18 protein-coding genes are annotated in these 23,145 nt (G+C 60.5%); 13 read left to right on the plus strand and 5 right to left on the minus strand.

Annotated elements, in window-relative coordinates; genetic code table 11:
* Nucleotides 1-32 precede the first annotated feature (32 nt).
* From ACXHXG_RS11045 to ACXHXG_RS11060, 4 genes are all read left to right on the plus strand, one after another.
* Nucleotides 33-509, plus strand: a complete 477-nt coding sequence (locus tag ACXHXG_RS11045; protein WP_457899284.1) for a DoxX family protein — start codon at nucleotides 33-35, stop codon at nucleotides 507-509.
* A 210-nt stretch (nucleotides 510-719) separates the two neighbouring features.
* The gene (locus ACXHXG_RS11050) at nucleotides 720-1,928 is read left to right on the plus strand and encodes a pyridoxal phosphate-dependent aminotransferase (protein WP_457899285.1); all 1,209 of its coding nucleotides are present in this window, start codon (nucleotides 720-722) and stop codon (nucleotides 1,926-1,928) included.
* Between the two features lie 79 nt (nucleotides 1,929-2,007).
* A complete protein-coding gene (locus tag ACXHXG_RS11055; RefSeq protein WP_457899286.1) occupies nucleotides 2,008-2,805 on the plus strand; it encodes an ABC transporter substrate-binding protein in 798 nt (265 codons plus the stop codon).
* A 94-nt stretch (nucleotides 2,806-2,899) separates the two neighbouring features.
* Nucleotides 2,900-3,574, plus strand: coding sequence for an amino acid ABC transporter permease (locus ACXHXG_RS11060; protein WP_457899287.1), 675 nt, complete (start codon nucleotides 2,900-2,902; stop codon nucleotides 3,572-3,574).
* Nucleotides 3,575-3,686: 112 nt separating this feature from the next.
* On the opposite strand, the gene ACXHXG_RS11065 is transcribed toward ACXHXG_RS11060, so the two are convergent.
* Together ACXHXG_RS11065 and ACXHXG_RS11070 are read right to left on the minus strand one after the other, a co-directional pair.
* Complete coding sequence (locus ACXHXG_RS11065; protein ID WP_457899288.1) at nucleotides 3,687-4,202, minus strand: MarR family winged helix-turn-helix transcriptional regulator; 516 nt, start codon at nucleotides 4,200-4,202, stop codon at nucleotides 3,687-3,689.
* A gap of 98 nt (nucleotides 4,203-4,300) precedes the next feature.
* Entirely contained in the window at nucleotides 4,301-5,869 is a 1,569-nt protein-coding gene (locus ACXHXG_RS11070; protein ID WP_457899289.1) for a phytoene desaturase family protein, read from the minus strand.
* Nucleotides 5,870-6,269: 400 nt separating this feature from the next.
* On the opposite strand from ACXHXG_RS11070, the gene ACXHXG_RS11075 reads away from it, so the two are divergent.
* The 3 genes from ACXHXG_RS11075 (at nucleotide 6,270) to ACXHXG_RS11085 (ending at nucleotide 9,250) form a co-directional block, all read left to right on the plus strand.
* Nucleotides 6,270-7,052, plus strand: a complete 783-nt coding sequence (locus ACXHXG_RS11075) for a cyclase family protein (RefSeq protein WP_457899290.1) — start codon at nucleotides 6,270-6,272, stop codon at nucleotides 7,050-7,052.
* A gap of 74 nt (nucleotides 7,053-7,126) precedes the next feature.
* Entirely contained in the window at nucleotides 7,127-8,716 is a 1,590-nt protein-coding gene (locus ACXHXG_RS11080) for a phytoene desaturase family protein (RefSeq protein WP_457899291.1), read from the plus strand.
* 27 nt (nucleotides 8,717-8,743) lie between these two features.
* A complete protein-coding gene (locus tag ACXHXG_RS11085) occupies nucleotides 8,744-9,250 on the plus strand; it encodes a MarR family winged helix-turn-helix transcriptional regulator (protein WP_285167737.1) in 507 nt (168 codons plus the stop codon).
* A 188-nt stretch (nucleotides 9,251-9,438) separates the two neighbouring features.
* Here the strand turns inward: ACXHXG_RS11085 and ACXHXG_RS11090 are convergent, their stop codons facing one another.
* Together ACXHXG_RS11090 and ACXHXG_RS11095 are read right to left on the minus strand one after the other, a co-directional pair.
* On the minus strand, nucleotides 9,439-10,998 hold the full coding sequence (locus ACXHXG_RS11090; protein WP_457899292.1) for an indolepyruvate oxidoreductase subunit beta family protein: 1,560 nt from the start codon (nucleotides 10,996-10,998) through the stop codon (nucleotides 9,439-9,441).
* 9 nt (nucleotides 10,999-11,007) lie between these two features.
* Nucleotides 11,008-13,161 (minus strand): thiamine pyrophosphate-dependent enzyme, encoded by a 2,154-nt coding sequence (locus ACXHXG_RS11095; RefSeq protein ID WP_457899293.1) that lies wholly within the window; start codon nucleotides 13,159-13,161, stop codon nucleotides 11,008-11,010.
* A gap of 378 nt (nucleotides 13,162-13,539) precedes the next feature.
* On the opposite strand from ACXHXG_RS11095, the gene ACXHXG_RS11100 reads away from it, so the two are divergent.
* The 5 genes from ACXHXG_RS11100 (at nucleotide 13,540) to ACXHXG_RS11120 (ending at nucleotide 18,907) form a co-directional block, all read left to right on the plus strand.
* A complete protein-coding gene (locus tag ACXHXG_RS11100; protein ID WP_104824085.1) occupies nucleotides 13,540-15,075 on the plus strand; it encodes an ABC transporter substrate-binding protein in 1,536 nt (511 codons plus the stop codon).
* A 227-nt stretch (nucleotides 15,076-15,302) separates the two neighbouring features.
* Nucleotides 15,303-16,310: an ABC transporter permease gene (locus ACXHXG_RS11105; RefSeq protein WP_457899294.1), complete on the plus strand. Its 1,008-nt coding sequence runs from the start codon at nucleotides 15,303-15,305 to the stop codon at nucleotides 16,308-16,310.
* Complete coding sequence (locus ACXHXG_RS11110) at nucleotides 16,303-17,193, plus strand: ABC transporter permease (protein WP_457899295.1); 891 nt, start codon at nucleotides 16,303-16,305, stop codon at nucleotides 17,191-17,193. The genes ACXHXG_RS11105 and ACXHXG_RS11110 overlap by 8 nt, the downstream gene beginning before the upstream one ends.
* Nucleotides 17,190-18,062, plus strand: a complete 873-nt coding sequence (locus tag ACXHXG_RS11115) for an ABC transporter ATP-binding protein (RefSeq protein WP_457899296.1) — start codon at nucleotides 17,190-17,192, stop codon at nucleotides 18,060-18,062. Before ACXHXG_RS11110 ends, ACXHXG_RS11115 begins: the two co-directional genes overlap by 4 nt.
* Entirely contained in the window at nucleotides 18,059-18,907 is an 849-nt protein-coding gene (locus ACXHXG_RS11120; protein ID WP_457899297.1) for an ATP-binding cassette domain-containing protein, read from the plus strand. Before ACXHXG_RS11115 ends, ACXHXG_RS11120 begins: the two co-directional genes overlap by 4 nt.
* Before the next feature lie 5 nt (nucleotides 18,908-18,912).
* On the opposite strand, the gene ACXHXG_RS11125 is transcribed toward ACXHXG_RS11120, so the two are convergent.
* Nucleotides 18,913-20,523, minus strand: a complete 1,611-nt coding sequence (locus ACXHXG_RS11125) for an AMP-binding protein (RefSeq protein WP_457899298.1) — start codon at nucleotides 20,521-20,523, stop codon at nucleotides 18,913-18,915.
* Nucleotides 20,524-20,824: 301 nt separating this feature from the next.
* Here ACXHXG_RS11125 and ACXHXG_RS11130 point away from each other — a divergent pair, with 301 nt between their 5' ends.
* Complete coding sequence (locus ACXHXG_RS11130; protein WP_457899299.1) at nucleotides 20,825-23,143, plus strand: bifunctional salicylyl-CoA 5-hydroxylase/oxidoreductase; 2,319 nt, start codon at nucleotides 20,825-20,827, stop codon at nucleotides 23,141-23,143.
* Nucleotides 23,144-23,145: the final 2 nt, after the last annotated feature.

Raw genomic sequence — 23,145 nt, forward strand, 5'->3', positions numbered from 1 at the left:
GATGCCTCGCAGGCCTATTTGGAGGTGATGAGATGGACCATTTGGAAAATGCAAATGTCATACATCCAATGGACATGACGCTGCTGGCCGGACGGCTGTTGATGGCCTGGATATTCCTACATGAGGGCATGACGCTGGCGCTCAATTTCGACGCCGCTGTCATCGCCATGGCGAAGCTTGGTGTTTTCGAGCTGCTGGTGGTTGCCGTAATCGCGTTGCAGCTTGGCGCGGGCCTTTCGATCGCGCTCGGTTTGCTGACTCGCCTCGGCGCCTTGTCGCTCGGGCTGTTCTGCCTGTCGACAGCGCTGATGTTCCATACGGATTTCGCCAACCACAACGAAATCCTGCATTTCGAAAAGGACCTAGCCATCGCCGGCGGCATGTTCGTTCTGGTCACGACGGGTGCCGGCACACTCTCCGCGGATCGCTTCCTCGAGCGCCGCATCATGGCTTCGGATGACAAGTCTCGCAAACCGCTGCGCCGCGCGGTCGAGAGAGGCATTCTTTGAATGCCTCAGAAATATCCATCGACGTGAAATCCTTGTCGAAAACAGCCTGTCACGGGCTGTTTTCGACATTCTGACAGATTTTTTAAGCTTAAAACTTTTTCCTTGAAATACGTCTCGTTTTGGATAACCATCCCACGATGAAGGGCAAATCCGAGCGCCGTCATTCGCGACGGAACGACCCGTTGACATCAGGATTTCAGGAAAAGTTCTTTGTCTCCTCCGCCATCGCACAGCTTGTCCGAAACCGCACGCAACCGAAACGCCTTCGAAGGCATTCGCGCCCAGATCCGTGATCTGCGAACCGACAATATCGCCGTGCTTGCCAAGCGCGCTCGCGAGCTCGGCGGTGTTATTCCGCTATGGTTCGGCGAAGGCGACATGGTGACACCAGCCTTCATCCGCGACGCAGCCAAGAAGGCGCTGGACGAGGGCCAGACCTTCTACGTGCCGAACATGCGCGGCCTTCCGGCCCTGAACGAAGCCCTCTGCGACTATCAGACCCAATGGCATGGCCGCCCCATCCCGATCGAGCGCACCACCGTCGCACCCGGCGGCATGCAGGCGCTCTACATGGCCCTGGAGCTGCTGGTCGATGTCGGCACCAATGTCGTCTATGTCGCGCCGCAATGGCCGAATATCCACAATGCCATCCATCTGATCGGCGGTGAGCCACGCCCCGTGTCGCTCGATTTCGACACTGATTGGCGGCTCGACCTCGACAAGCTCTTCGCACGCTGCGATGCCCGCACCCGCGCCATCTTCCTGTCCACACCGGCCAATCCAACCGGATGGACGGCAACACGCGAGGAGATGCAGGCGCTGCTCGATTTCAGCCGCCGCACCGGCGTCTGGATCATCTCCGACGAAGTCTATGCCCGCCTCTATTTCCACGGAGAGATCGCACCGTCGATCCTCCAGGTGGCCGAAGATGGCGACCGGGTGATTGCCGTCAACAGTTTCTCCAAGGCCTGGGCAATGACCGGTTGGCGCATCGGCTGGCTGACCCACCCCTCGGCCATTGCCGATCAGCTCGGCGCCATGACGCAGTATGTGAACAGCGGCACATCGGCGATGGTCCAGGCGGGCGGCGTCGCGGCGATACGCGAGGGCGAGCCGCTGATCGCCGAAATCCGCGCCAGGATCAAAGCCGGCCTCGATCTCGCCTATGAAAAGCTGCCGCAGATACCTGGCATCATCCTGCCGGAAAAGCCGCGCGGCGGCATGTATGCTTTCTTCGCGCTTGAAGGCGAAGCCGATGCGACGGCAGTCTGCGAGCGCATTCTCGAAACGGCGCGCGTTGGCCTCGCGCCCGGCTATCACTTCGGGGAATCCTCGCGCGCATTTCTACGCATGTGCACATTCCGGGACACCGAACAGATGCGTGTCGCACTCGATCGCATGGTCGACGCGATGAAATGACGGCCCCGCCCATAGCGGCGGACCGGCAATACCCGCGGGCAGATGGCGCCGGCGGTCATAACCAGAGGGAGACAATCAAATGAATTTTACCCGTCGTAATCTACTGGTCCTGGCGACCGTTGTCGGCATGGCCGGCGGCAGCCACTTCGCCTATGCCGCCGACGTGCTGAATGTCGGCTCCTATCCGAACAACCCGCCATTCGAATACAAGACTGACAGCGGGACCTTCGAGGGCTTCGAGGTCGATATCGTCAACGAAGCCGCCAAGCGCGCCGGCATGACCACCAATATTGCCGACTACGGCTTCCAGGCCCTGTTCGCCGCGACCAGCTCCAAGCGCATCGATGTGGCGATCTCTTCGATCACCATCACGCCGGAACGCCTGAAGTCCCAGTCCTTCACCCAGCCCTATTACGATTCCGACATGGGTATCGCCACCAAGGACGTTAGCGCGATCAAAGGGCTCGCCGATCTCAAGGGCAAGACCATCGGCGTCCTTTCCGGCTCGACCGGCGAGAAGTGGGTAAACGACAACAAGGCCGCCAACGGTTTTGCCGACGTCAAGGGTTACAACGCCCAGCAAGATATGTTCCTCGATCTCGGCGCCGGCCGCATCGATGCCGTCGTCAGCGACATTCCCGGCATGCAATATCTCTTCGTCAAGACCAAGGGCTTTGCCATCAAGGATCGCATCAAGACCGGCGAACAATACGGCCTGATGATGACCAAGGATTCGCCGCTCGTCGCCAAGATCAACGACGCCATCACTGCGATGAAGAAGGACGGTACGCTCGAAAAGATCCACGAAAAGTGGTTTGGCAGCAAGGCACCCGCCGGCTCCTCCACCGTCACCGAAATGCCTATCCCCAAGGCGTGATCAAAAGATCATTTTCGTTGAAATCTCTACGCCGGCCCTCTCGGCCGGCGTAATTGTGCTAGACCTTCATTCTGTTCGCCTGATGGGAGTGCCAATGTCGCTCGTCGATACTTTCTTCAATTCCGACGTCATGATTTCGGCCTTCCCCCAATTGCTGCGCGGTCTCTGGATGACGCTGGCACTCGGCATCGTCAGCATCCTCATCGGCGTTTCCGGCGGGCTCGTCATCAGCCTGATCCGCCTTTATGCGCCGAAGCCCCTCCGGCTGCTGACGGTCGCCTATATCGACATCATGCGCGCCATGCCGATGCTGGTGGTGCTGATCCTGATCTACTACGCCCTGCCCTTTGTCGGCATCAGCTTCTCGGCCTGGTGGTCCGCGATCCTGGGATTCTCGATCGTGCTGGCCGCCTATTCCGCGGAAGTCTTCCGGTCCGGCATCGAAAGCGTGCCGCGCGGTCAGTTCGAAGCCGCCGCCGCTCTCGGCATTCCCTTCCTGGTAACGCTCTATAAGGTCGTGCTGCCGCAGGCGATCCGCATCGTCATTCCACCGACCACCAGCAATTGCGTCTCGATGTTCAAGGATACGTCGCTCGCCTCGACCGTGGCTTTGCCGGAACTCTTGAAGGAGGGACAGAATGCGCAGGGCTTCTATGCTAACCCCTCGCCGCTGATCATGGCCGCGCTGATCTATATCATCCTGCTCTGGCCGATGGTGCGGCTTGTGAGCGTGCTCGAAAAGAGATTCAAGAGCGAGAAGGCGCGGTAGAGCAATTCCAAGAAAAGTGCGTAGCGGTTTTCCGTCCGGAATTGCGAAAGAACAAAGAGATAGAGCGGTTCTGCGATTCCGTGAAAAGCTGAACCGGTAGGCGTAACAGCCATCAATCGAAGGCAGCACCGGAAAGGTGATTGTTGACGGACGATTTCACCCCGCCAATATCCTTCCAGAGTTCGGCGATGATGGCGGGATCGACATCGGCCATCATGTCCCGCAACCAGCCCTCATGGGCGGCGGCCATGGCGGTGAACAGCTCCTCGCCCTTCTTCGTCAGCCTGGCGACCGTCACCCGCCGGTCACCGTCGGGCGTCGCACGCAGCACCAAGCCATCTGTTTCCAGGCGCTCGACCAATCCCGTCACATTGCCGTTGGTGACCATCGTACGCTTGGAAAGTTCGCCAAGCCGCAGGCCCTCGCGCTCACGATAGAGCTGGGCCATTAGGTCGAATTGCGGCAAGGTCGCGCCGAACTCGTTGCGAAGGCGGCGGCGGATTTCCTGCGATATCAGCTTTGTGGTCGACAGCATGCGCAGCCAGAGCCGCAGCTCCTGCTTTTTGCCCTCTTGCGTCCCCTGGACGATGATTTCCAGATCGACGGTTTCACTTTCGGACTCAGCCATGATGTCAGCTCAAATCACCGCGTTGCAATTTCATACACGAACGGTCTACGGAGCAATATTTCAAATGTCAAAGGTTTACGCGTCAAGCTCGAAGACAGTCATTTCGCCAGCATTTTGCCCAGCATGAAGCCGGAGCCGGCGCCCGTACCCGCGCCCGGCCAGGTAGACGCGCCGCACATATAGAGCGAGCCGACAGGCGTCTTGTAGCGCGAATAGCCGGCGACCGGGCGAAACAGGAAATTCTGGTCGAGGTGGTGGCTGCCGGAAAGATTATCGCCACCAATCAGATTGGGATTTTCACGTTCGAGATCGAGGGGCGAAAACACCGACCGGCCCAATATCTTCGTCCGCAAACCCGGCGCGTACCGCTCGATGATGTCGAGCACACGCTCGGCATAGGCGTCTTTCACCTCGTCCCAACTTCCTCCATTGATCTCACCAGCCGCATCGCGACTGAACTCCGCCGGCAGAACACGCACCTGTACCCAGAGCACATGCTGTCCATCCGGCGCACGCGACGGGTCGATCGCCGTCGGCTGGCCCACCACCAATGCCGGCTCGACCGGTAAAAGCCCGCCCATTGCCTCGGCATAGACACGCGACATCATCTCGAGATCCGGCGCAATGTGGACATAGGCGAATGTCTTGAGCTCCTTGCCAGCCGTCCAATCCGGCAGACCAGAGAGCGCCAGATGGATCATCATCGTACCGGGTCCGGCGCGGAAGCGGGCAAGCCTGCGGTCGAACTCCTGACGCAAAGCATCCTGATCGAGAAGCTTTCCGAACAGGATCTGCGGATGGACATTGGCGATGACAGCGCGCTTGGCTTCATAACGGCGCCCGTCGGCGAGCACGACACCAGTCGCCTTGCCGCCGCTGGTGACGATCTTGTCGACGCGCGTGCCTAACATCAGCTCGCCGCCTTTGGCCTTGAGCACGCCGACCATCGCCTTGACAATCGTATCGGCGCCCCCTTTGCCGATCACCATGCCAAAGGCTTGGTTGGCCATCGATTCAAGATAGGGAAAAAGCGCACCGCCGGCGACATCGGGAGCGAAATCGAGATGCAGCCCCCAGGCGGCCATCATCGTCTTCAGCTTGGCATTCTGGAATCGCGCATCGAGAAAATCGCGCGGCGAGGCAAACAGCATCCTCGCGGTGTCATAGAGCCAGCCGGCCCCCTTTGCCCGCCACGCCTTCCAGACGACTCCTGCCGCAGCCGCCGACGGCATCGGTGCACCGAGCAGGCCGAAAATATGCGGCGCATCCGAACCGAATTCCGACAGCATGGCCCGCCAGGCAGCAGCATCCTGCGGCGAAATATCGGCGATCGCACCCGCGGTCTTTTCCAGATCGGTGCTGACACCGAGATAGGTGCCGTCGCGGAAGACGCTGGCAAAACAATCGGCCGCCGGCGCAAAGCCGAGACCCTCGGCGGTCAACTCGTTCTTGTACAGCGCGAAAAAGGCGGAGCCGGCGAACATCGAGAGATTCATGGCGCAGAGGTCATGCCGAAAGCCCGGCAGCGTCACCTCGCGGGTTTTCACGGCACCGCCCGGCTCGGCATTGCCCTCGATGACGGCGACTTTCCAGCCTTTCGCCGCCAGATGCACCGCTGCCGCCAAGCCATTATGACCGGCACCCACAATGATCGCATCATAGCTCATTGATTTGATCCCTCTTATGTCGTGATTATTATTGGCATATGCATACATTTTGAGCTTTAAGCTTCAAGTACCGGCGGCGGAAAATTGCCGTGAACGACCACAACCAAATGTCGTTTCCGCAGGAAAATAACGCATAAATAGCCTTTATTTTCCGGCGATTGCATGTGTTGCAGATGACGGCTCACCTATGCCATTTTTGATCCCCGAGCCACCGGCGGAATGCTTGCAATATCATATATTGTAACATAGGCTCGCCATCATCCAGCCGCCGCTGGACGGCCTTTGCGTCGTGAGGAACGCGGCCGCGCGCTCGGCGGCAACGGCTTTCGAGCTTGGTCCTGAACCGAAGGCTCCGGCGGGGTTCTCGGACAAGACCATACCAAACCAAGGGGAACCCAACATGACCACCAATACTCTTGCCAGCTTAGCCACGGCTCTCGTTTCTGGCTCCATCAAGGTCGTCGATCTGACCGCGCCGCTCGGCCCCGAAACGCCGGTGCTTTACCTGCCGCCGCAGTTCGGCAAGAACACGCCGTCGGTGAAAGTGCACAAGATTTCCGAATATAATCAGGACGGTCCGTTCTGGGCCTGGAACTGGCTGGAACTCGGCGAGCACACCGGCACGCATTTCGACGCGCCCTGCCATTGGATCACCGGCAAGGACAATCCGAACAATACGACCGACACCATCCCGCCGCAGAACTTCGTTGCCCCCGTCAACGTCATAGACCGCTCGAAGGAAGCCGCGGCCAATCCAGACTATCTGCTGACGGTCGACAGCATCAAGGAATGGGAAGCCGAGCATGGCGCTATCGAAGCCGGCACCTGGGTGGTCCTGCGCACCGATTGGTACAAGCGCAACGGCTCAACCGAAGCCTTTCTCAATGCCGATGAAAACGGCCCGCATTCTCCGGGCCCGACCGCCGAGGCGATCGAATATCTGCTGACGAAGGGCATCATCGGCTGGGGTTCGGAAACGATCGGCACCGACGCCGGCTCCGCGGGCGGCATGAACCCGCCCTTCCCGGCTCATAACCTGATGCACAAGAACAATCGCTACGGCCTCGCCAGCCTCTCCAACCTCGATCAGCTTCCGCCCAAGGGCGCCGTGCTGATTGCCGCGCCGCTGAAATTCGTCAAGGGCACGGGCTCTCCGGTGCGGGCGCTGGCGCTGGTGGCATGATGGACTGGGAGGGTCGAAGCGTGGGGATGTTTTGACCCTCTTCTTTGAAACTCCTCTTTGCCTGGGGCGGCGGCATGAGCGACCATGACTACATTATCGTCGGCAGCGGCATCAACGCGCTGGTCGCGGCCGCCATGCTAGGCAAGAAGGGACACAAGGTGCTCGTCCTCGAGCGCAACGATCGCATCGGCGGTTGCCTGCGCAGCGAGGAGATCACCGAACCGGGCTTCATCCATGATGTCATGGCAACGACGATGGTGCTGTTCCTGACGTCGCCGGCCTATGGCGCCATCGGAAAGGATCTGGAGGCCAGCGGCCTCGAATTCGCCCACGCCGATCTGCCGACCGGCGTGCTGAGGCCGGATGGTTCGCACGTCATCTTCTCGAAGGACCGACGCCGCAACATCGCCACCTTCGACGAGCTGTCGCTCGGCGATGGCCAGACTTTCTTGCGCGAGATGGATGCGCTTGCCGCCGACGCTCCCTTCCTGTTTGCGCTGCTCGGTGGAGCACTTTGGTCGGGATCCACTTTGAAGACCGTCGCAAAACAAGGCTGGGGCCGCGGTTTGCGCAAACTCGCCGCCTGGTTCGGCAACGCCCTGATGCCGGCCCGCGGCTATCTGGAAACCACCTATCGCTCGGAAGATATTCATGCGCTTTGGGCGCCCTGGGTGCTGCACTGCGGCCTCGGGCCGGAAAGCGCCTATTCGGCCGAGATGCTGAAGGTCATCGGCTTTGCCATAGAGCTCGCGGGCGCTCCCGTCGTCAAAGGCGGCGCGGGCGCGCTGCTGACAGCCTTCGAACGGCTGATCAAGGACAATGGCGGCGAGATCCGTACCGGCGCCGATGTCGAAAGTGTCACCCCCGGTCCTGGCGGACGCGCCGGCAGCGTCAAGCTTGCCAGTGGCGAAACCCTGAACGCCAATGCCGGCGTCATCTGCTCCGTGACACCAAACCAGCTCTACGAGCGGCTGATAAAGGACTGGCCGTCGCCCCTCCCTCCGGACGTCAAAACCAGCGTTGCCCGCTATCGTTACGGCAAAGGCAATATGCAGATACACTACGCCCTATCCGAACCGCCACGCTGGAAGGCTGATGACGAACTTGGCAAGGTCGCTCTTCTTCATTTGACACCCGGCCTCGACGGCGTTTCGCGCGCCGCCAACGAATGCGAACGCGGGCTGCTGCCGGCTGAACCAACCGTCTGCATCGGCCAGCCGGTTTCCTTTGATCCCAGCCGTGCGCCGGAGGGTAAATCGATCCTCTGGCTGCAGCTTCCCGAAGCGCCGCGGCACATCAAGGGCGATGCGGCTGGCGAGATCGCCATACCGCCGGACGGCCGCTGGACAGAGGAAGTACGAGAGCGCTATGCCGACCGCATCGAGGCGCTGCTCGAAAGCCACATCGAGAATTTCGCCGGCATAAAGCTCGCCCGGCGCTCCTATTCACCCGCCGATCTCGAAGCCATGAACATGAATCTCGTCGGCGGCGACCCCTATGGCGGCTACTGCGGCATCGACCAGTTTTTCCTCTGGCGCCCCTTCAAGTCGTCTGTTAACCACCGCACGCACGTAGCAGGTTTATACCACATTGGTGCTTCGACGCATCCCGGCCCGGGTCTTGGCGGCGGCTCGGGTTTCCTGCTCGCGTCATCATTAAGATAACAGGATTCCACAGGGAGATATCGTCTAATGGAGGAGCGGTTTTCAGGCACCGTTTTGCGGCGTAGCCAAGAGAATACCGAGAAGCGTCCGACCATGGGCGAAATAGGGCTCAATCATTTCGCCCCCTATCTGATGAACCGGCTGATGGCCCGCTGGAACATCAACATGTCGGAAGAGCTGCGCGAATACGACATGACGACCGCAAAAATGCGGGCGCTCGCCGTTCTCAGCGTCTCCTCCTCGGTCACCATCAACGAACTCTCCGTCTTTGCCGTTACCGAACAATCGACAATGAGCCGCACGCTGGACTCCCTGGAGCAACAGGGCTTCATTCGCCGCCAGCCCCGCACCGAGGACATGCGCATCCGTGACGTCTCCATCACCGAAGAAGGCCGCGCCGCCTTCGAAAAGGTCTGGCCGACCATGTACGATCTGTTTCTGCAGATGTTCGATGGCGTGGAAGAAACGGAATACCGGGCGTTCATCTCGACGCTGCACAAGGTACTGCACAATATCCGCAAGCATGAGATTTGAGGCAAGGCAGGGGTGACGCCTGTGGCCGCCCCGTCCTTCGAGGCATCTTTCCGCTACACGTTAAGATGCACCTCAGGATGAGGCGGAGCGAAATTCGCAATTGGCGCGAAGGCTAGCCCTCATGGTGAGGTGCGGAGGACCGAAGGCTCGGAGCCTCGACACGAGGGCGGGTGGCTGAAACACACCTATCACAGCGTCGCCACCGTCTTCAGCGCACCGTCCAACGCAATCCCCTTCTCGTCCATCAGCGCCGCCTGTCTCAGCCGACGCATCCACGCAGCTCCGTCGTCACGATCGCGCAGCATCGATAGCGCCGACATCACGCGATCGAATTTCGACAGACCGCGCGCATGCGTGTCCGAATAGCCCTTTACCAGACGGCGATTGTTCAGCACTTCGACAGCGAGATCATAGTTGGTGCCGAGGAGATTGGTGGCAACGGAAAGCCAGGCCTCCCGATGCTCGACTTCGCGCGCATGCCGAAGCGTACCTCGACGCGTGCGGCGCAGCGCTGAAACGACATAAAGACCGAGGAACCAAAACAGCGTGCCCGTCTGCACACGGCGGCCCTTGTTGACGATGCGATCGAGACGACCGAAAAGCTTGGGCCGGCTCTCGATCCAGAGGCCGAGACTTTTCGGCAAGGTGCCGCAGACCTCTTCCATGCGCGGATGCATATATTCGGTCATGTAGACGATCTGGTCATCCTTGGCGCCCACTTCCTTGCGCACGCGATCGAAGCGCGAAGCGCGCACCTTCAAATCGGCGACGCGGATGACATCGTCATAGGCCATGGCGACCGCGGTGTATTTCGCCGCCTGCACCGTGAAAGCGAAACCCTTCGCCTCACCGCCGGCTTTACGATCGAACGCGTAGAGCGCTGCAACCCGGGTCAGATATTCATCGGCATAGGCCGGGTCCTGATAGTCTGTGAGTTTCTTGATGCCGGCAAACAACAGCGGCCAGGCTTCCTCCGGAAACTCGGAACGGATGCGATGCACCAGACCGTCGAGCGCCGGGTGACCGGCCGTTTCCGGCAAGGCATCGAAATGCTTTGTTGGCGTCGCGGAAACAGCATCGCGCGGCTTGTCCTTGGCGCGATCGAAAGCGGCGTTGAAGGCCTTCAGGCTGGGTTCGATACCTTTGCCCCCGGCGCGGATCATCGCCTCGAAAGCCTGTTTGGCGAAAGGCAATGCTCCGGAAGCTGCCAGTGCACCGAACATCGAGGCGGAAATCACGCTGCCGTTCTTCACCGCCAGCGCCTCCATATCGAAGGCGATGGTGCGCTTGGCGGCAAAATCCGTGGCGTCGACCACCACTTCCGGATTGCCGATGCCGTCGCCCGGCTTCTCCTTTTCGCCGACAGCGAAGGAACGATGCGTCGAGGCGATCAGCACGGTCTTGTCGGGCGTGACGAGACCCCGCAGCACGGACCGGCCGGCTTCCATCAGCTCGGCAGCCATAACGACATCGACATCGCCCGGCGTCGGCATCAGCGAAAAGATCGGCGCGTGACCATCCCGGGCCGGCAACATCTCGATATAGTAGATCGTCGCGCCCGTGCGCTGCGCCACGCCGGGAACGGAGGTAGTCTGCGCCATCCAGCCTTCGGCTTCGGCAAGCCCGACGATCCAGTCCGCCAAGACCCCGCCGCCCTGCCCGCCCATGGCAAGGACGGCCAGCGACAGCGGCTTGTCGGTCGACAGACGTTGGGTGCCTATGTCGGTCATGCTGACATGCTCGTTCATATCGATCCCTCAATCCGCAAAGACGATGCGGCCGGCCTGGCGGCGGGCCTGCAGCCAGCCGATGACGGCGGCACGCATGCGGGCGAGGAACCGATCCCAGCCGGTTGGATTATGGATGATATCGGCGCGGTAGAAGGAGGGACAGAGCACCGCCGCCTCCGCCACTTCGCCGCAATTGCCACAGCCGACGCAATTATTGTCGACTGCCGCCACCGGATCGTCCTTCAGTGGATCATCGGTATGCTTGACCGACAGTGACGGACAGCCGGAAAGACGGATGCAAGCGTGATCGCCCGTGCACACATCCTCATCGACGCCAAAGCGCTCCTTGACCATACGCTTGCCGTCCTTCACCGCCTTGGCGAATTGCGGCTTTACGCGCCGCTGCTTATTCAGCATGCATTCCGACGAGGCGACGATAATCTTCGGTCCTGGCTCCTTCGACGTCAGCGCCTCGCGCAACGTGTCGCGCATCTTGCCGACGTCATAGGTCCGGTCGATTTGGCGGACCCAGGTGGCGCCGATGCCCTTGACCGCGTTGACGATCGAATTGTTGGTCTTGCGGCGCGGGTTCAGCGCGCGCGAAGATGGAATGTCCTGGCCACCGGTCGCCGCCGAATAATAGTTGTCGACGACGAGGATGACGCCATCCTGTTTGTTGAAAACGGCATTGCCGACCGACGTCGCCAGGCCGTTATGCCAGAAACCGCCGTCGCCCATCACGGAAATGGCGCGCTTATCGGCGGCGACATTGAAGGCGGAGGCGGCCGCCGGGCCGAGGCCGTAACCCATTGTGGTGCTGCCGATATTGAACGGCGGCAGGATCGAGAACAGGTGACAGCCGATATCGCCGGAGATGTGATGTTGGCCGAGTTCGTTCTCGACCAGCTTCATCGCCGCGAAAATCGGCCGCTCGGGACAGCCGATGCAGAAACCCGGCGGGCGCGGCGGCACGACTTCGGTTAGCGCCTTGACCTTCGGGTCGTTGAGAACAGGCGTCGGGTCCGGCAATGGCGGCTGGTTGCCGAGCAAGATGCGCTGATGCGTTTCCAGGAAATTCTTGATGCCTTTCACCAGCACAGGCGGGGTATATTCACCGCCCATCGGCAACACATCCTTGCCAGAGACCTTGGTCTGAATGTCGCGACGGCGCAGGATGGTGTTGAGCGATTGCTCGATATATTCCGGCGCGCCCTCCTCGACCATCAACACGGCCTTCTTGTTCGCGCAGAATTCGGCCATCTGATCGTCAACCAGCGGATAGGCGACATTGAGGACATAAAGCGGCACCGAGGAGTTGCCGTAGACATCGGCAAGGCCTAGCTGCTGCAGCGCGCGCATGACGCCATTATACATGCCGCCCAGCAGGATGATGCCGACTTCGCCCTCGGACGGGCCGAAATACTCGTTGAGCTGGCGCTTCTTGATGAAGTCGACAGCGGCCGGCCAGCGCTTTTCCAGCTTCTCCTTCTCATGCAGGAATGAAGCCGGCGGCAGCACGATGCGGTTGACGTCGCGTACCGGATTTTCCAGCGCCTGCTTGAGCGTATAGTTCGGCCGCTTGTTGTCCTTGGCTTCAAACTGGCCGTGAACATGGCAGCTACGGATGCCGACCTGCAGCATGACCGGCGTGTTGGAGGCTTCCGACAGTTCGAAGCCCTCCTCGACCGCCTGCACGATCGACGGCAGGTTTGGACGCGGATTGAGCAGCCACATCTGCGACTTCATCGCATAGGCATGGCTGCGCTCCTGCATGATCGAGGAGCCTTCGCCATAGTCTTCGCCGATGATGATCAGCGCGCCGCCGGTGACACCGCCGGATGAGAGGTTGGAGAGCGCATCGGAGGCAACGTTGGTGCCCGCCGTCGATTTCCAGGTAACGGCGCCGCGCACCGGATACATGACCGAAGCCGACAGCATGGCGGCAGCAGCAGCTTCCGAGGCGGACGTCTCGAAATGGACGCCCAGGTCCTCCATCACGTCCTTGGCATCCGCCAGCACATCCATGAGATGGGAGATCGGCGATCCCTGGTAGCCACCAACATAGGAAACACCGGATTGCAACAGCGCCTTGGTGATCGCGAGAATGCCTTCGCCGCGGAAAATATCGCCTTCTCCGAGCTTCAGATCCTCGACTTCGCGCGCAAACGACCGTTCGGCCATCGAAGCTACCCCTTTGCCCTATCGGGCTTGCTCTTAAATCATTTGCAAAATCATATTTTGAACGCCGTCTGGCTGTCAATGAACAAATGGGAAACCCCAAAACCCGCCTAATTGCCAGAGCCATACATAGGGTTGAGGTTCGGAAAAATACTATTTTGAGTCATAAATGACGAACGTACATATATGTGTATGCATAAATTATGAGCTTCACCGCCTAAATCATCGCTCAAAAAGCTGAGCCGGAATCTGCGGAATGCCCAGAGAAAGCGCTTGCCGGTTCGGGAGGCTTATTTTAAGATTAAAACATTCCGAAAATAAATCGCCAGCGGCAGGCGGGCGTCACGCTTTTCTGCCGCTTAACAGGGGAACGGAGTGACCATGACAACGCTTACTCGGCGCGAGGCATTGAGCCTCGGCGCGGCCGCTTTTATTGCTGGAATTCTCGCGGGCAGGACGAGCGTGGAAGCCGCCGAAGCCGGCACGCTGACCATTGCCTTCAACGTCAATTTGCCCTCTTTCGACCCGACCACCGGTCCATCGGCGGTCAACCCCACAATCCAGGCGATCTATCGCTCGGTCTTCGACCAATATATCGGCCAGGGCCCGGATCTGAAATTCCAGCCGGGCTTGCTCACCGCCTGGGGCTGGAACGACGACAAGACCAAGGTCTGGATGGATGTTCGCGAAGGCGTCACCTGGCACGACGGCTCTAAATTCACGCCCGACGACATCGTCTGGTCGCTGGAGCGCGCCGCCAAACAGGAAACCGGCAATCCGATCCAGTTCATCTGGTCGACGGCCAACAATTACAAGGTGGAGGGCAATCGCATCACCGGCGATGTCGTCCGTTTCGAGCCGACCTATTTCAAATGGATGGCCTTCCTGACTGGCTATGTCCTGCCCAAGGACTACTACAGCAAAGTTGGCGCGGAAGGCTTCGAAAAGAAGCCTGTCGGCACCGGCCCCTACATGGTCGACGCCTATGAAGGCAATTCCTACCTGCGGCTGAAGGCAAACCCGAACTATTTCGGCGGCAAGCCGGCCTTCGATACCGTCATCTTTAAATTCGTGCCCGATACGACTAGCCGGGTCGCCGAGATCGAGTCCGGCTCCTCCGACGTGACGCTCGAAATCCCCTATGAGGATTTCGATCGCCTGAAAAAGAAATCCGGCCTTGCCGGCGTCGCCACGCCGATCTCCGATATCGGCATGATCTTCATCAGCAATGTCGATCCGATGTTGGACAAAAATGTCCGCCTTGCCGCCAACATGGCGATCGACAAGGAAGCGATCATCAAACGACTACTGCGCGGCTACGGCAAGCCGCTCTCGACGCTGGAAGCGCCGGAATATGACGCCTACGATCCTTCCATCAAAATCCCCTATGACCCTGCGCAGGCCAAGAAACTCTTGGCAGCCAGCGGCTATTCGCCGGAAAAGCCCGTCAAATTTGGCATCAAGACCACCCGTGGCTTCAAGCCGAAGGATTACGAGATGATCCAGGCGATCGTCGGCATGTGGCGCAAGGTCGGCATCGAAGCCGACATCGAAGTCTACGAAATCGCCAAGCACTACGAGCTACGTGCCGCCCACAAGCTCGGCCCGGCCGCCTTCTATAATTGGGGCAATGCCATCGGCGATCCCACGACCTCGACCGGTTTCGCCATGTTCGGTCCCTCGCCGCACTCGGCCTGGAAGACCAAGGATGTCGACGACATGCTGGGGCCGCTCTGGGTGGAAAAGGATGAGGCCAAACGCATCGCCGGCTGGAAGGCCGCGATCAAATACATCGCCGAACAGGGCTATGTGATCCCGCTGCTGCAATATGTCCAGCCGATCGTCTACAAGTCGAGCCTGAAGGTCACGCCGAATGTTTCCGGCGCCTTGCAGCCGACGCTGGTATCAAAGGCTTGATGTTTGGCTCCGCTTTTGCGGCGCTGCCCCTCACCCTAGCCCTCTCCCCGTTGTGACGGGGACAGGGAACGACCCCGGTTCCCTCGCGTGAACACGTCGTTAGGGGGTAGGCTGCGGGTGCCTCCTTCCCCTTCTCCCCGTCAGAACGGGGAGAAGGTGCCGACAGGGCGGATGAGGGGCTTAGGGCTCTCATCACCACCAGCGGATGCCATCGGAATCCTGAACACATGATAGCAGTCTCCATTCTCAATCGCCTGCTCATGGCCGCAGCTACGCTATTTGGCGTGGCGTTGATCGTCTTCGTACTGCTGCGCGTCGTTCCGGGCGATCCGATTGCGATGATGATATCGCCGGGGGCAAGTCCCGCCGATATCGCCGCCCTGCGTGCCCATTACGGCCTCGACGCCAGCCTGCCGGTGCAGTTCGGCATCTGGCTGAAATCGGTTCTGACGGGCGATTTCGGCACCTCGATCTCCTTGAAGCGTGACGTTCTCTCCTTGCTCGGCGAACGCCTGCCGGCGACGCTGGAACTTGCCTTTGCAGCCCTCATCCTTGCTGTTCTCTTAGGTGGTGCCGTGGCGATAACAGGCACACTTGTCCGGCGCACGCCGCTCGAACCCGTCATCGACAGCCTCAACGGGCTCTTTCTCGCCGTGCCGGATTTCGTCTGGGCACTCGCCCTCGTGCTGGTCCTCGGCGTTCTCTTTCCGCTTTTCCCGCTCTCCGGCCGCATCGATCCGAGTATCGATGCGCAATTCGCGACACCTTTCTATCTCATCGAAAGCCTGGTGACTTTCCGCTTCCAGATATCAGCCGATATCGCGTCCCATATGGTCATGCCGGTGCTGGCGCTCGGCCTGCCGCTGGCCGCCATTATCGCCCGCGTGTTGAAGGCAACGCTCTCGGAGGCAATGGTGCAGGACTATATCCTGCTCGCCAAACTCAAAGGCATGTCGAACCTGCGCCTGGTGCTGCAAGAAGCGCTTCGCAACGCTGTCGGTCCGACGATCGCACTCACCGGCGTGCAATTCACCTTCCTGATCGGCGGCACCGTCATCGTCGAGCGCATCTTCGCCTATCCCGGCACGGGCAATATGGCGATCGACGCCGTCATCAATCGCGACCTGCCGCTGATCCAAGGTCTTGTGCTGGTCTTCGGCGCCCTATTCATTCTCATCAATCTGGCCGTCGACCTGTTGGTGGCTGCGTTCAATCCGAGGCTCGCCCATGGCTGATGTCGCCGCGACCGCCTCCCCCAAACCGTCGCGCACCGCCATGCGGCTGCGCGCGCTGCTGTCGGAACCGAAGGTGATCTTCGGCGGCGGCTTCATCCTGATCCTGATCATCCTTGCGATCTTCGCGCCCTATATCGCGCCGAAAGACCCGCTGGAGCAGGACCTGATGTCCGGCACCCTGCCGCCCGTTTGGCTCAATGACTCCGATCCGGGCTTTCTCCTTGGCACGGACGATCTCGGCCGCGACGTGCTGTCTCGTGCCATCTTCGGTTCGCGCGTCGCCCTTATCGTCGCTTTCGTTGCGGCGGGCTCGGCAGCCCTAATCGGCACGCTGCTCGGCCTCGTCGCCGGCTGGTATGGCGGCTGGATCGACAAGGTGATTTCCCGCCTCGTCGATATCTGGATGGCCTTTCCGCCGGTATTGTTGTCGATCCTCTTGGTCGCCGTTTTCGGCTCCGGCGTTCATTCGGTCATCGCCGCCATCGTCATCATCGACTGGACGCGCTTCTGCCGCGTCGTACGCTCCGAAACCCAGGCGCAGGCGCAGATGGATTATGTCACCGCCGCCCGCACGATCGGCTTCTCGCGTGCAAAAATCCTCTTCAGCGAAATCCTGCCGAATGTCGCGCCGGTGCTGATCGCCCTCGTCAGTCTGGAAATGGGCATCGCCGTCATCGTCGAAGCCATCCTTTCCTTCGTCGGCCTGTCGGTTTCGTCAGACACGCCGACCTGGGGTGGCATGATCGCCCAAGGGAGGCAGATCATCTATGACGGCTGGTGGGTGCTCGTCGTGCCGCTCATTGCCCTCTTCGCCACGGTGCTCGCCTTCAACCAGCTCGGCGACGGCCTGCGCCGCGCCCTTGATCCGGTGATGCGCCGATGACCGAACCGCTTCTCTCTATCACCGGCTTGAATGCAATCTCGGACCGCGACAGCGGCGCACCGATCCTGCGCAATGTCTCGTTGACATTGGAGCGCGGCGAAGTCCGCGGCCTCGTCGGCGAAAGCGGTGCGGGCAAATCCACCATCGCCAAGGCCCTGCTCGGCATCCTGCCGCGCACCGTGCGCGTTACCCACGGCTCCATTCTGTTCGAAAGCCGCGATCTGCTGAAGCTGCCAGCAAGGGACCTTCGCGACATCATGGGCAACGAGATTTCCCTGATCCCGCAGGACCCTCAAACCGCCCTCAATCCCGGCCGCCACATCGAGGCGCAACTGACCGACGGCTTGCGGCTGAAGCGCGGCCTGTCTTCGCGCGATGCCAGGCTGAAGGCTCTAAAGTTGCTGGAGGAAGTCCATATCCGTGATCCCGAACGCGTGTTGCGCGCCTATCCGCACGAACTTTCCGGCGGCATGCGCCAGCGCATATTGATCGCCGCCGCCTTCGCGCTGGAGCCGAAATTGGTGGTCGCCGACGAGCCGACCACCGCCCTCGATGTCACGGTGCAGAAACAGATCCTGCGGCTGATCCGTGGCCTGCAGGAGGCACACGGCACCGCCGTCATCTTCGTCACCCATGATCTCGGTGTCGTCGCGCAGATCTGCGATACCGTCACCCTGCTTTACGCTGGCAAGGTCATCGAGGAAGGCCGCACCGCCGACGTGCTCGGCAATCCGCAGCACGTCTATACGAAATCCCTCATCGCCGCCGGCCCGCGCTATGATCGGCCCGATGCCGGGCTGACGCCGGTGCCGCAAGCAGTCTTCGAACAATTGCGCCGCGAGATCGGCATTCGGGAGAGCGGAAGATGAGTCAGCCAGACATCCTCCTTTCCGCAAAAGGCCTCGACGTCACCTACGGCGCCAAACGCCATCTGTTTGGCCCGGCCGACGGCGGCAACAAGGTATTGCACGGCGTCGATATCGAGATCCGCCGCGGCGAAACCGTCGGCATCGTCGGCGAAAGCGGTTCCGGCAAGACGACGCTGGGCCGAGCGTTGCTGCGGCTGGTCAACGTTTCCGCCGGCAAGATCCATTTCGACGGCAAGGATATTACCCATCTGTCGGACGCCGAGATGCGGCCGCTACGCCGGCGCATACAGATGATCTTTCAGGACCCGATGGCCTCGCTCAATCCGCGCCATACGATCCGCCGTATCCTTGTCGAGCCGCTGCTGCTGCATGGTCTGGCGACCGACCGGCAGGCCGCCGAACGCCGCGTCGCTGCGATCCTCGACCGGGTGACGCTGCCGCATACCTGCCTCGACCGTAATCCGCATGAACTTTCCGGGGGCCAGCGCCAGCGCATAGGGATCGCCCGCGCCGCCCTGCTCGAGCCGGATTTCGTGCTTGCCGACGAAATCGTCTCAGGCCTCGATGTCTCGACGCAGGCGCAGGTGCTGAATTTGCTGAAGGAGCTTTCCCGCGACCTCGGCCTGTCCATGGCCTTTATCAGCCACGACCTCTCCGTCATTCGCGCTGTTTGCGATCGCGTCTATGTGATGCGCCGCGGCCGCGTCGTAGAGGAAGGAGATTGCGAACGTGTCTTTGCGGCGCCAGCCTCTGGCTACACCCGCATGCTGCTCGACGCCATACCATTGCCGGAGATCGACCCGACCTGGCTCGGCCGCGCAACCGCGCAGGAGGATGCGGCGTAAGCCAGCTATTTAAGTCGGAAGCGCTGGATCTTGCCCGATTCCGTTTTCGGTAAAGCGTCCACGAAGACGATCGACCGTGGATATTTGTAGGGCGCGATCACTGCTTTGACGTGATTCTGCAGCGTCTTCACCAGCAAATCCGAGCCGGCGATGCCGGGCATCAATACCACATGTGCCTGAACGATATGGCCACGATCTTCGTCCGGCTTACCGATGACGGCGCATTCCAGCACGTCGGCATGCGATAGAAGTGCCGCCTCCACTTCCGGCCCGGCGATATTATAGCCGGCGGAAAGAATAATATCGTCGGAGCGTGCGGCGAAATGGAAATAGCCACCTTCATCCTCGATGAAGCTGTCGCCGGTCAGGTTCCAGCCATCCCTGACATAATTGGCCTGCCGGTCGTCGGCGAGATAGCGGCACCCGATCGGGCCACGAACCGCGAGCTTGCCGATCGTGCCGCGCGGAACCTCGTTCATGTCATCATCGACGACGCGCGCCTCATAGCCGGCGAGCGGCTTGCCGGTGCAGTTGGGCTTTGCGTCCTCGACCCGGTTGGAAATGAAAATATGCAGCAGCTCGGTCGAGCCGATGCCGTCGAGGATCGGCTTGCCGGTCTTTCGCGTCCATTCTTCGAAGATCGGCCCCGGCAGCGTCTCGCCGGCGGAAACCGCAATGCGGAGGGAGGAAAGGTCCGCCCCCTCCTCCATCGCCGTCAGCATGGCGCGATAGGCGGTCGGCGCGGTAAAGCTGATCGTCGCGCCATATTCCTGAATAATCTCGATCATATTCTTCGGCGAGGCGTTTTCGAGAAGCGCCGTCGACGCTCCGAACCGCAACGGGAACACGACGAGACCCCCAAGCCCGAAGGTAAAGGCGATCGGCGGCGAGCCGATGAAAACATCCTCTGGCGTGACCTGCAGGACTTCCTTGGCATAGGCGTCGGCGATGATGAGGATATCCCGATGGAAATGCATGGTGGCCTTGGGAACGCCCGTCGACCCCGAGGTGAAACCGAGCAGTGCGACATCGTCCCGCCCTGTCCTTGCCGCCTCGAAACGCACCGGTTTGTTGAGCGCGATACGGTCAAGCTCGGCATCGTGATTGGCGGTGCCGTCGAAGCCGACGACCTGCTTCAGAAACCGGCTTTCCTTCGCCGCTGCAACGAGTTCTTCCAGCAGCCTCGTGTCGCAGAGAGCGAAGGAGATTTCCGCCTTGTCGATGATCTTCGAGAGTTCGCCTGCTCTCAGCATCGGCATGGTATTGACCGCGACAGCGCCGACCTTAGTCACCGCCAGCCAGCAGGCAATCATCGCCGGATTGTTGCCCGAGCGGATCAGAACGCGATTGCCGGGCTTGATACCGAAATTCTCGACGAGCGCATGAGCGATGCGATTGGTCCAGTCCGCCAGTTCCTTGTAGGTACGCCGGCGGCCGTTGCCGATCAGCGCGACGTGATCGCCGAAGCCGCGCTCGACCATGCGGTCGCTGAGCTCGACACCCGCATTCAACCAGTCGGGATAGTCGAAACCATCCAGCAACAGCTCCGGCCATTCCCCCGCCGGCGGCAGGTTGTCCCGCGTGAATGTATCGGCATGACCGGTCGGTCCAAGCATGGTTCGCTCCCGCATTCCTCTCGACCCAATTGCCACCCAACACCCAATCTCCCGGCAGCGCGTGCGGCATTGTCGAAAATGATTGCACCGAAGACACAAATGTTCAAGCAAGAAATTTTAAGCCTAAAATAATTTCTAATGAGCATTGATTCCAAAGCATATTTCGATCTTATTGCACCGTCGGGATCGGATTTCGTGCGGGAAATCCCGCAAGACAACTCTTGACGAATGATGGCGACAAGATATTTTAAACTTAAATAATTCGAGTGACCCGACTTCGGCGTCACAGGAGGGATAAGCGATGCAAATCGTCTGTATCGGCGGCGGACCCGCGGGGCTCTATTTCGGGCTTCTGATGAAGAAGCTGCATCCCGAACATTCGATCAAGGTCGTCGAGCGCAACCGTCCTTACGACACCTTTGGCTGGGGCGTCGTCTTCTCCGATGCCACCATGGTGTCGATGCGCGAATGGGATCCGGAAAGCGCCACCGAAATCGAGGACGCCTTCAATCATTGGGACGATATCGAGGTCTGGTTCAAGGGCACGCGCCAGCGCACCTCCGGCCACGGCTTCGTCGGCATCGGCCGCAAGAAGCTGTTGAATATCCTGCAGAAACGCTGCGAAGCGCTGGGCGTCGAGCTGATCTTCGAAACGGAGGTCACCTCCGACCTCGATTTCCCCGACGCCGATCTGATCATTGGTTCGGACGGCCTGAACTCGAAGATCCGCAACCACTATCCCGACGTTTTCCAGCCGGACATGATCACCCGTCCGAACCGCTATATCTGGCTCGGCACCAACAAGCTCTTCGACGCCTTCACCTTCGATTTCCGCAAGAGCGAGCATGGCTGGTTCCAGGCGCATATCTACAAATTCGACGACAAGACCTCGACCTTCATCGTCGAAACCACCGAGGAAGCCTATCTCGCCCACGGTCTCGACAAGATGGAGCAGGACGGCTCGATCGCCTTCTGCGAAAATCTGTTTTCCGAAGTGCTCGACGGCGCGTCGCTGATGACCAATGCCCGCCATATCCGCGGCTCGGCCTGGCTGAACTTCAACCGTCTGATCTGCGGCAAGTGGAGCCATTTCAACGGCAATTCGCATGTCGTGCTAATGGGCGACGCCGCCCACACCGCCCATTTCGCCATCGGCTCCGGCACGAAACTCGCCATTGACGACGCGATCGAGCTGACCCGGCAATTCCAGATTCACGGGCATAGCAAAGACAAGATACCGGCTGTTCTCGAAACCTATGAGGAGATCCGCCACGTCGATGTCGCCCGCATCCAGAATGCGGCGCGCAACGCGATGGAATGGTTCGAAGTGGTCGGACGGCGCTATGCCGATAGGCTCGAACCGGAGCAGTTCATGTATTCGATGCTGACCCGCTCCCAGCGCATCAGCCACGAGAATCTGCGCCTGCGCGATAAGGGCTGGCTGGAAGGCTACGAGCGTTGGTTCGCCAGGAAATCCGGCCTTCCCGTCGGCAACGACCGCTGCCTGCCGCCGATGTTCACGCCCTATCAGCTACGCGACGTGACGCTCATCAACCGCATCGTCGTCTCGCCGATGGCGATGTATTCGGCGGAAAACGGCGTCATGAACGATTTCCACATCATCCATCTCGGCTCCCGGGCGCTCGGCGGCGCCGGCCTCGTTTTTGCGGAAATGACCTGCGTCACGCCGGATGCCCGCATCACCCCCGGCTGCCTTGGCCTCTGGAACGAAGAACAGGCGGCACAATGGAAGCGGCTTGTCGATTTCGTGCATTCAAACAGCGCCGCCAAAATCGGCATCCAGCTCGGCCATGCCGGCCGTAAAGGCGCAACGAAAGTGGCTTGGGAAGGGATCGATCAGCCGGTCGCCGAAGACGAATGGCCGCTGATCTCAGCCTCCGCTGTCCCCTACCTCAAGAACAGTCAGACACCGAAGGCCATGGACCGTGCCGACATGGATCGCGTCAAGGCCGATTTCGTCCGCGCGACGGAGCTAGCGATCACCACTGGCGCTGACTGGCTGGAGCTGCACTGCGCCCACGGCTATCTCCTGTCGAGCTTCCTGTCGCCGCTCACCAATCTGCGGGAAGATGAATATGGCGGCAGCCATGAAAACCGCGCCCGTTACCCCCTGGAAATCTTCCGGGCCATGCGTGCAATTTGGCCGGAGGACAAGCCCATGTCCGTCCGTCTTTCCTGCCATGACTGGACCGATGGCGGCAACACGCCGGAGGATGCGGCGATCTTCGCGGCCATGTTCAAGGATGCGGGCGCCGACCTGATCGATTGCTCATCCGGTCAGGTGTCGAAGGAGGAAAAGCCGGTCTATGGCCGCCTGTTCCAGACGCCGTTCTCCGACAAGATCCGCAATGAAATCGGCATTCCGACCATTGCCGTCGGCGCGATCTCGGAGGCCGACCACGCAAATTCGATCATCGCGGCCGGCCGCGCCGATCTCTGCGCCGTCGCCCGTGCGCATCTGGCCGATCCCGCCTGGTCGCTGCACGAAGCCGCCAAGATCGGCCTGACCTCGATCCCCTGGCCGAAGCAATATCTCTCCGGCAAGACGCAATACGAAACCAATCTTGCCCGCGCGGCCGCCGCCGCGCCGGCGAAGTGAGG

This window comes from Rhizobium sp. LEGMi-198b, assembly GCF_054114205.1.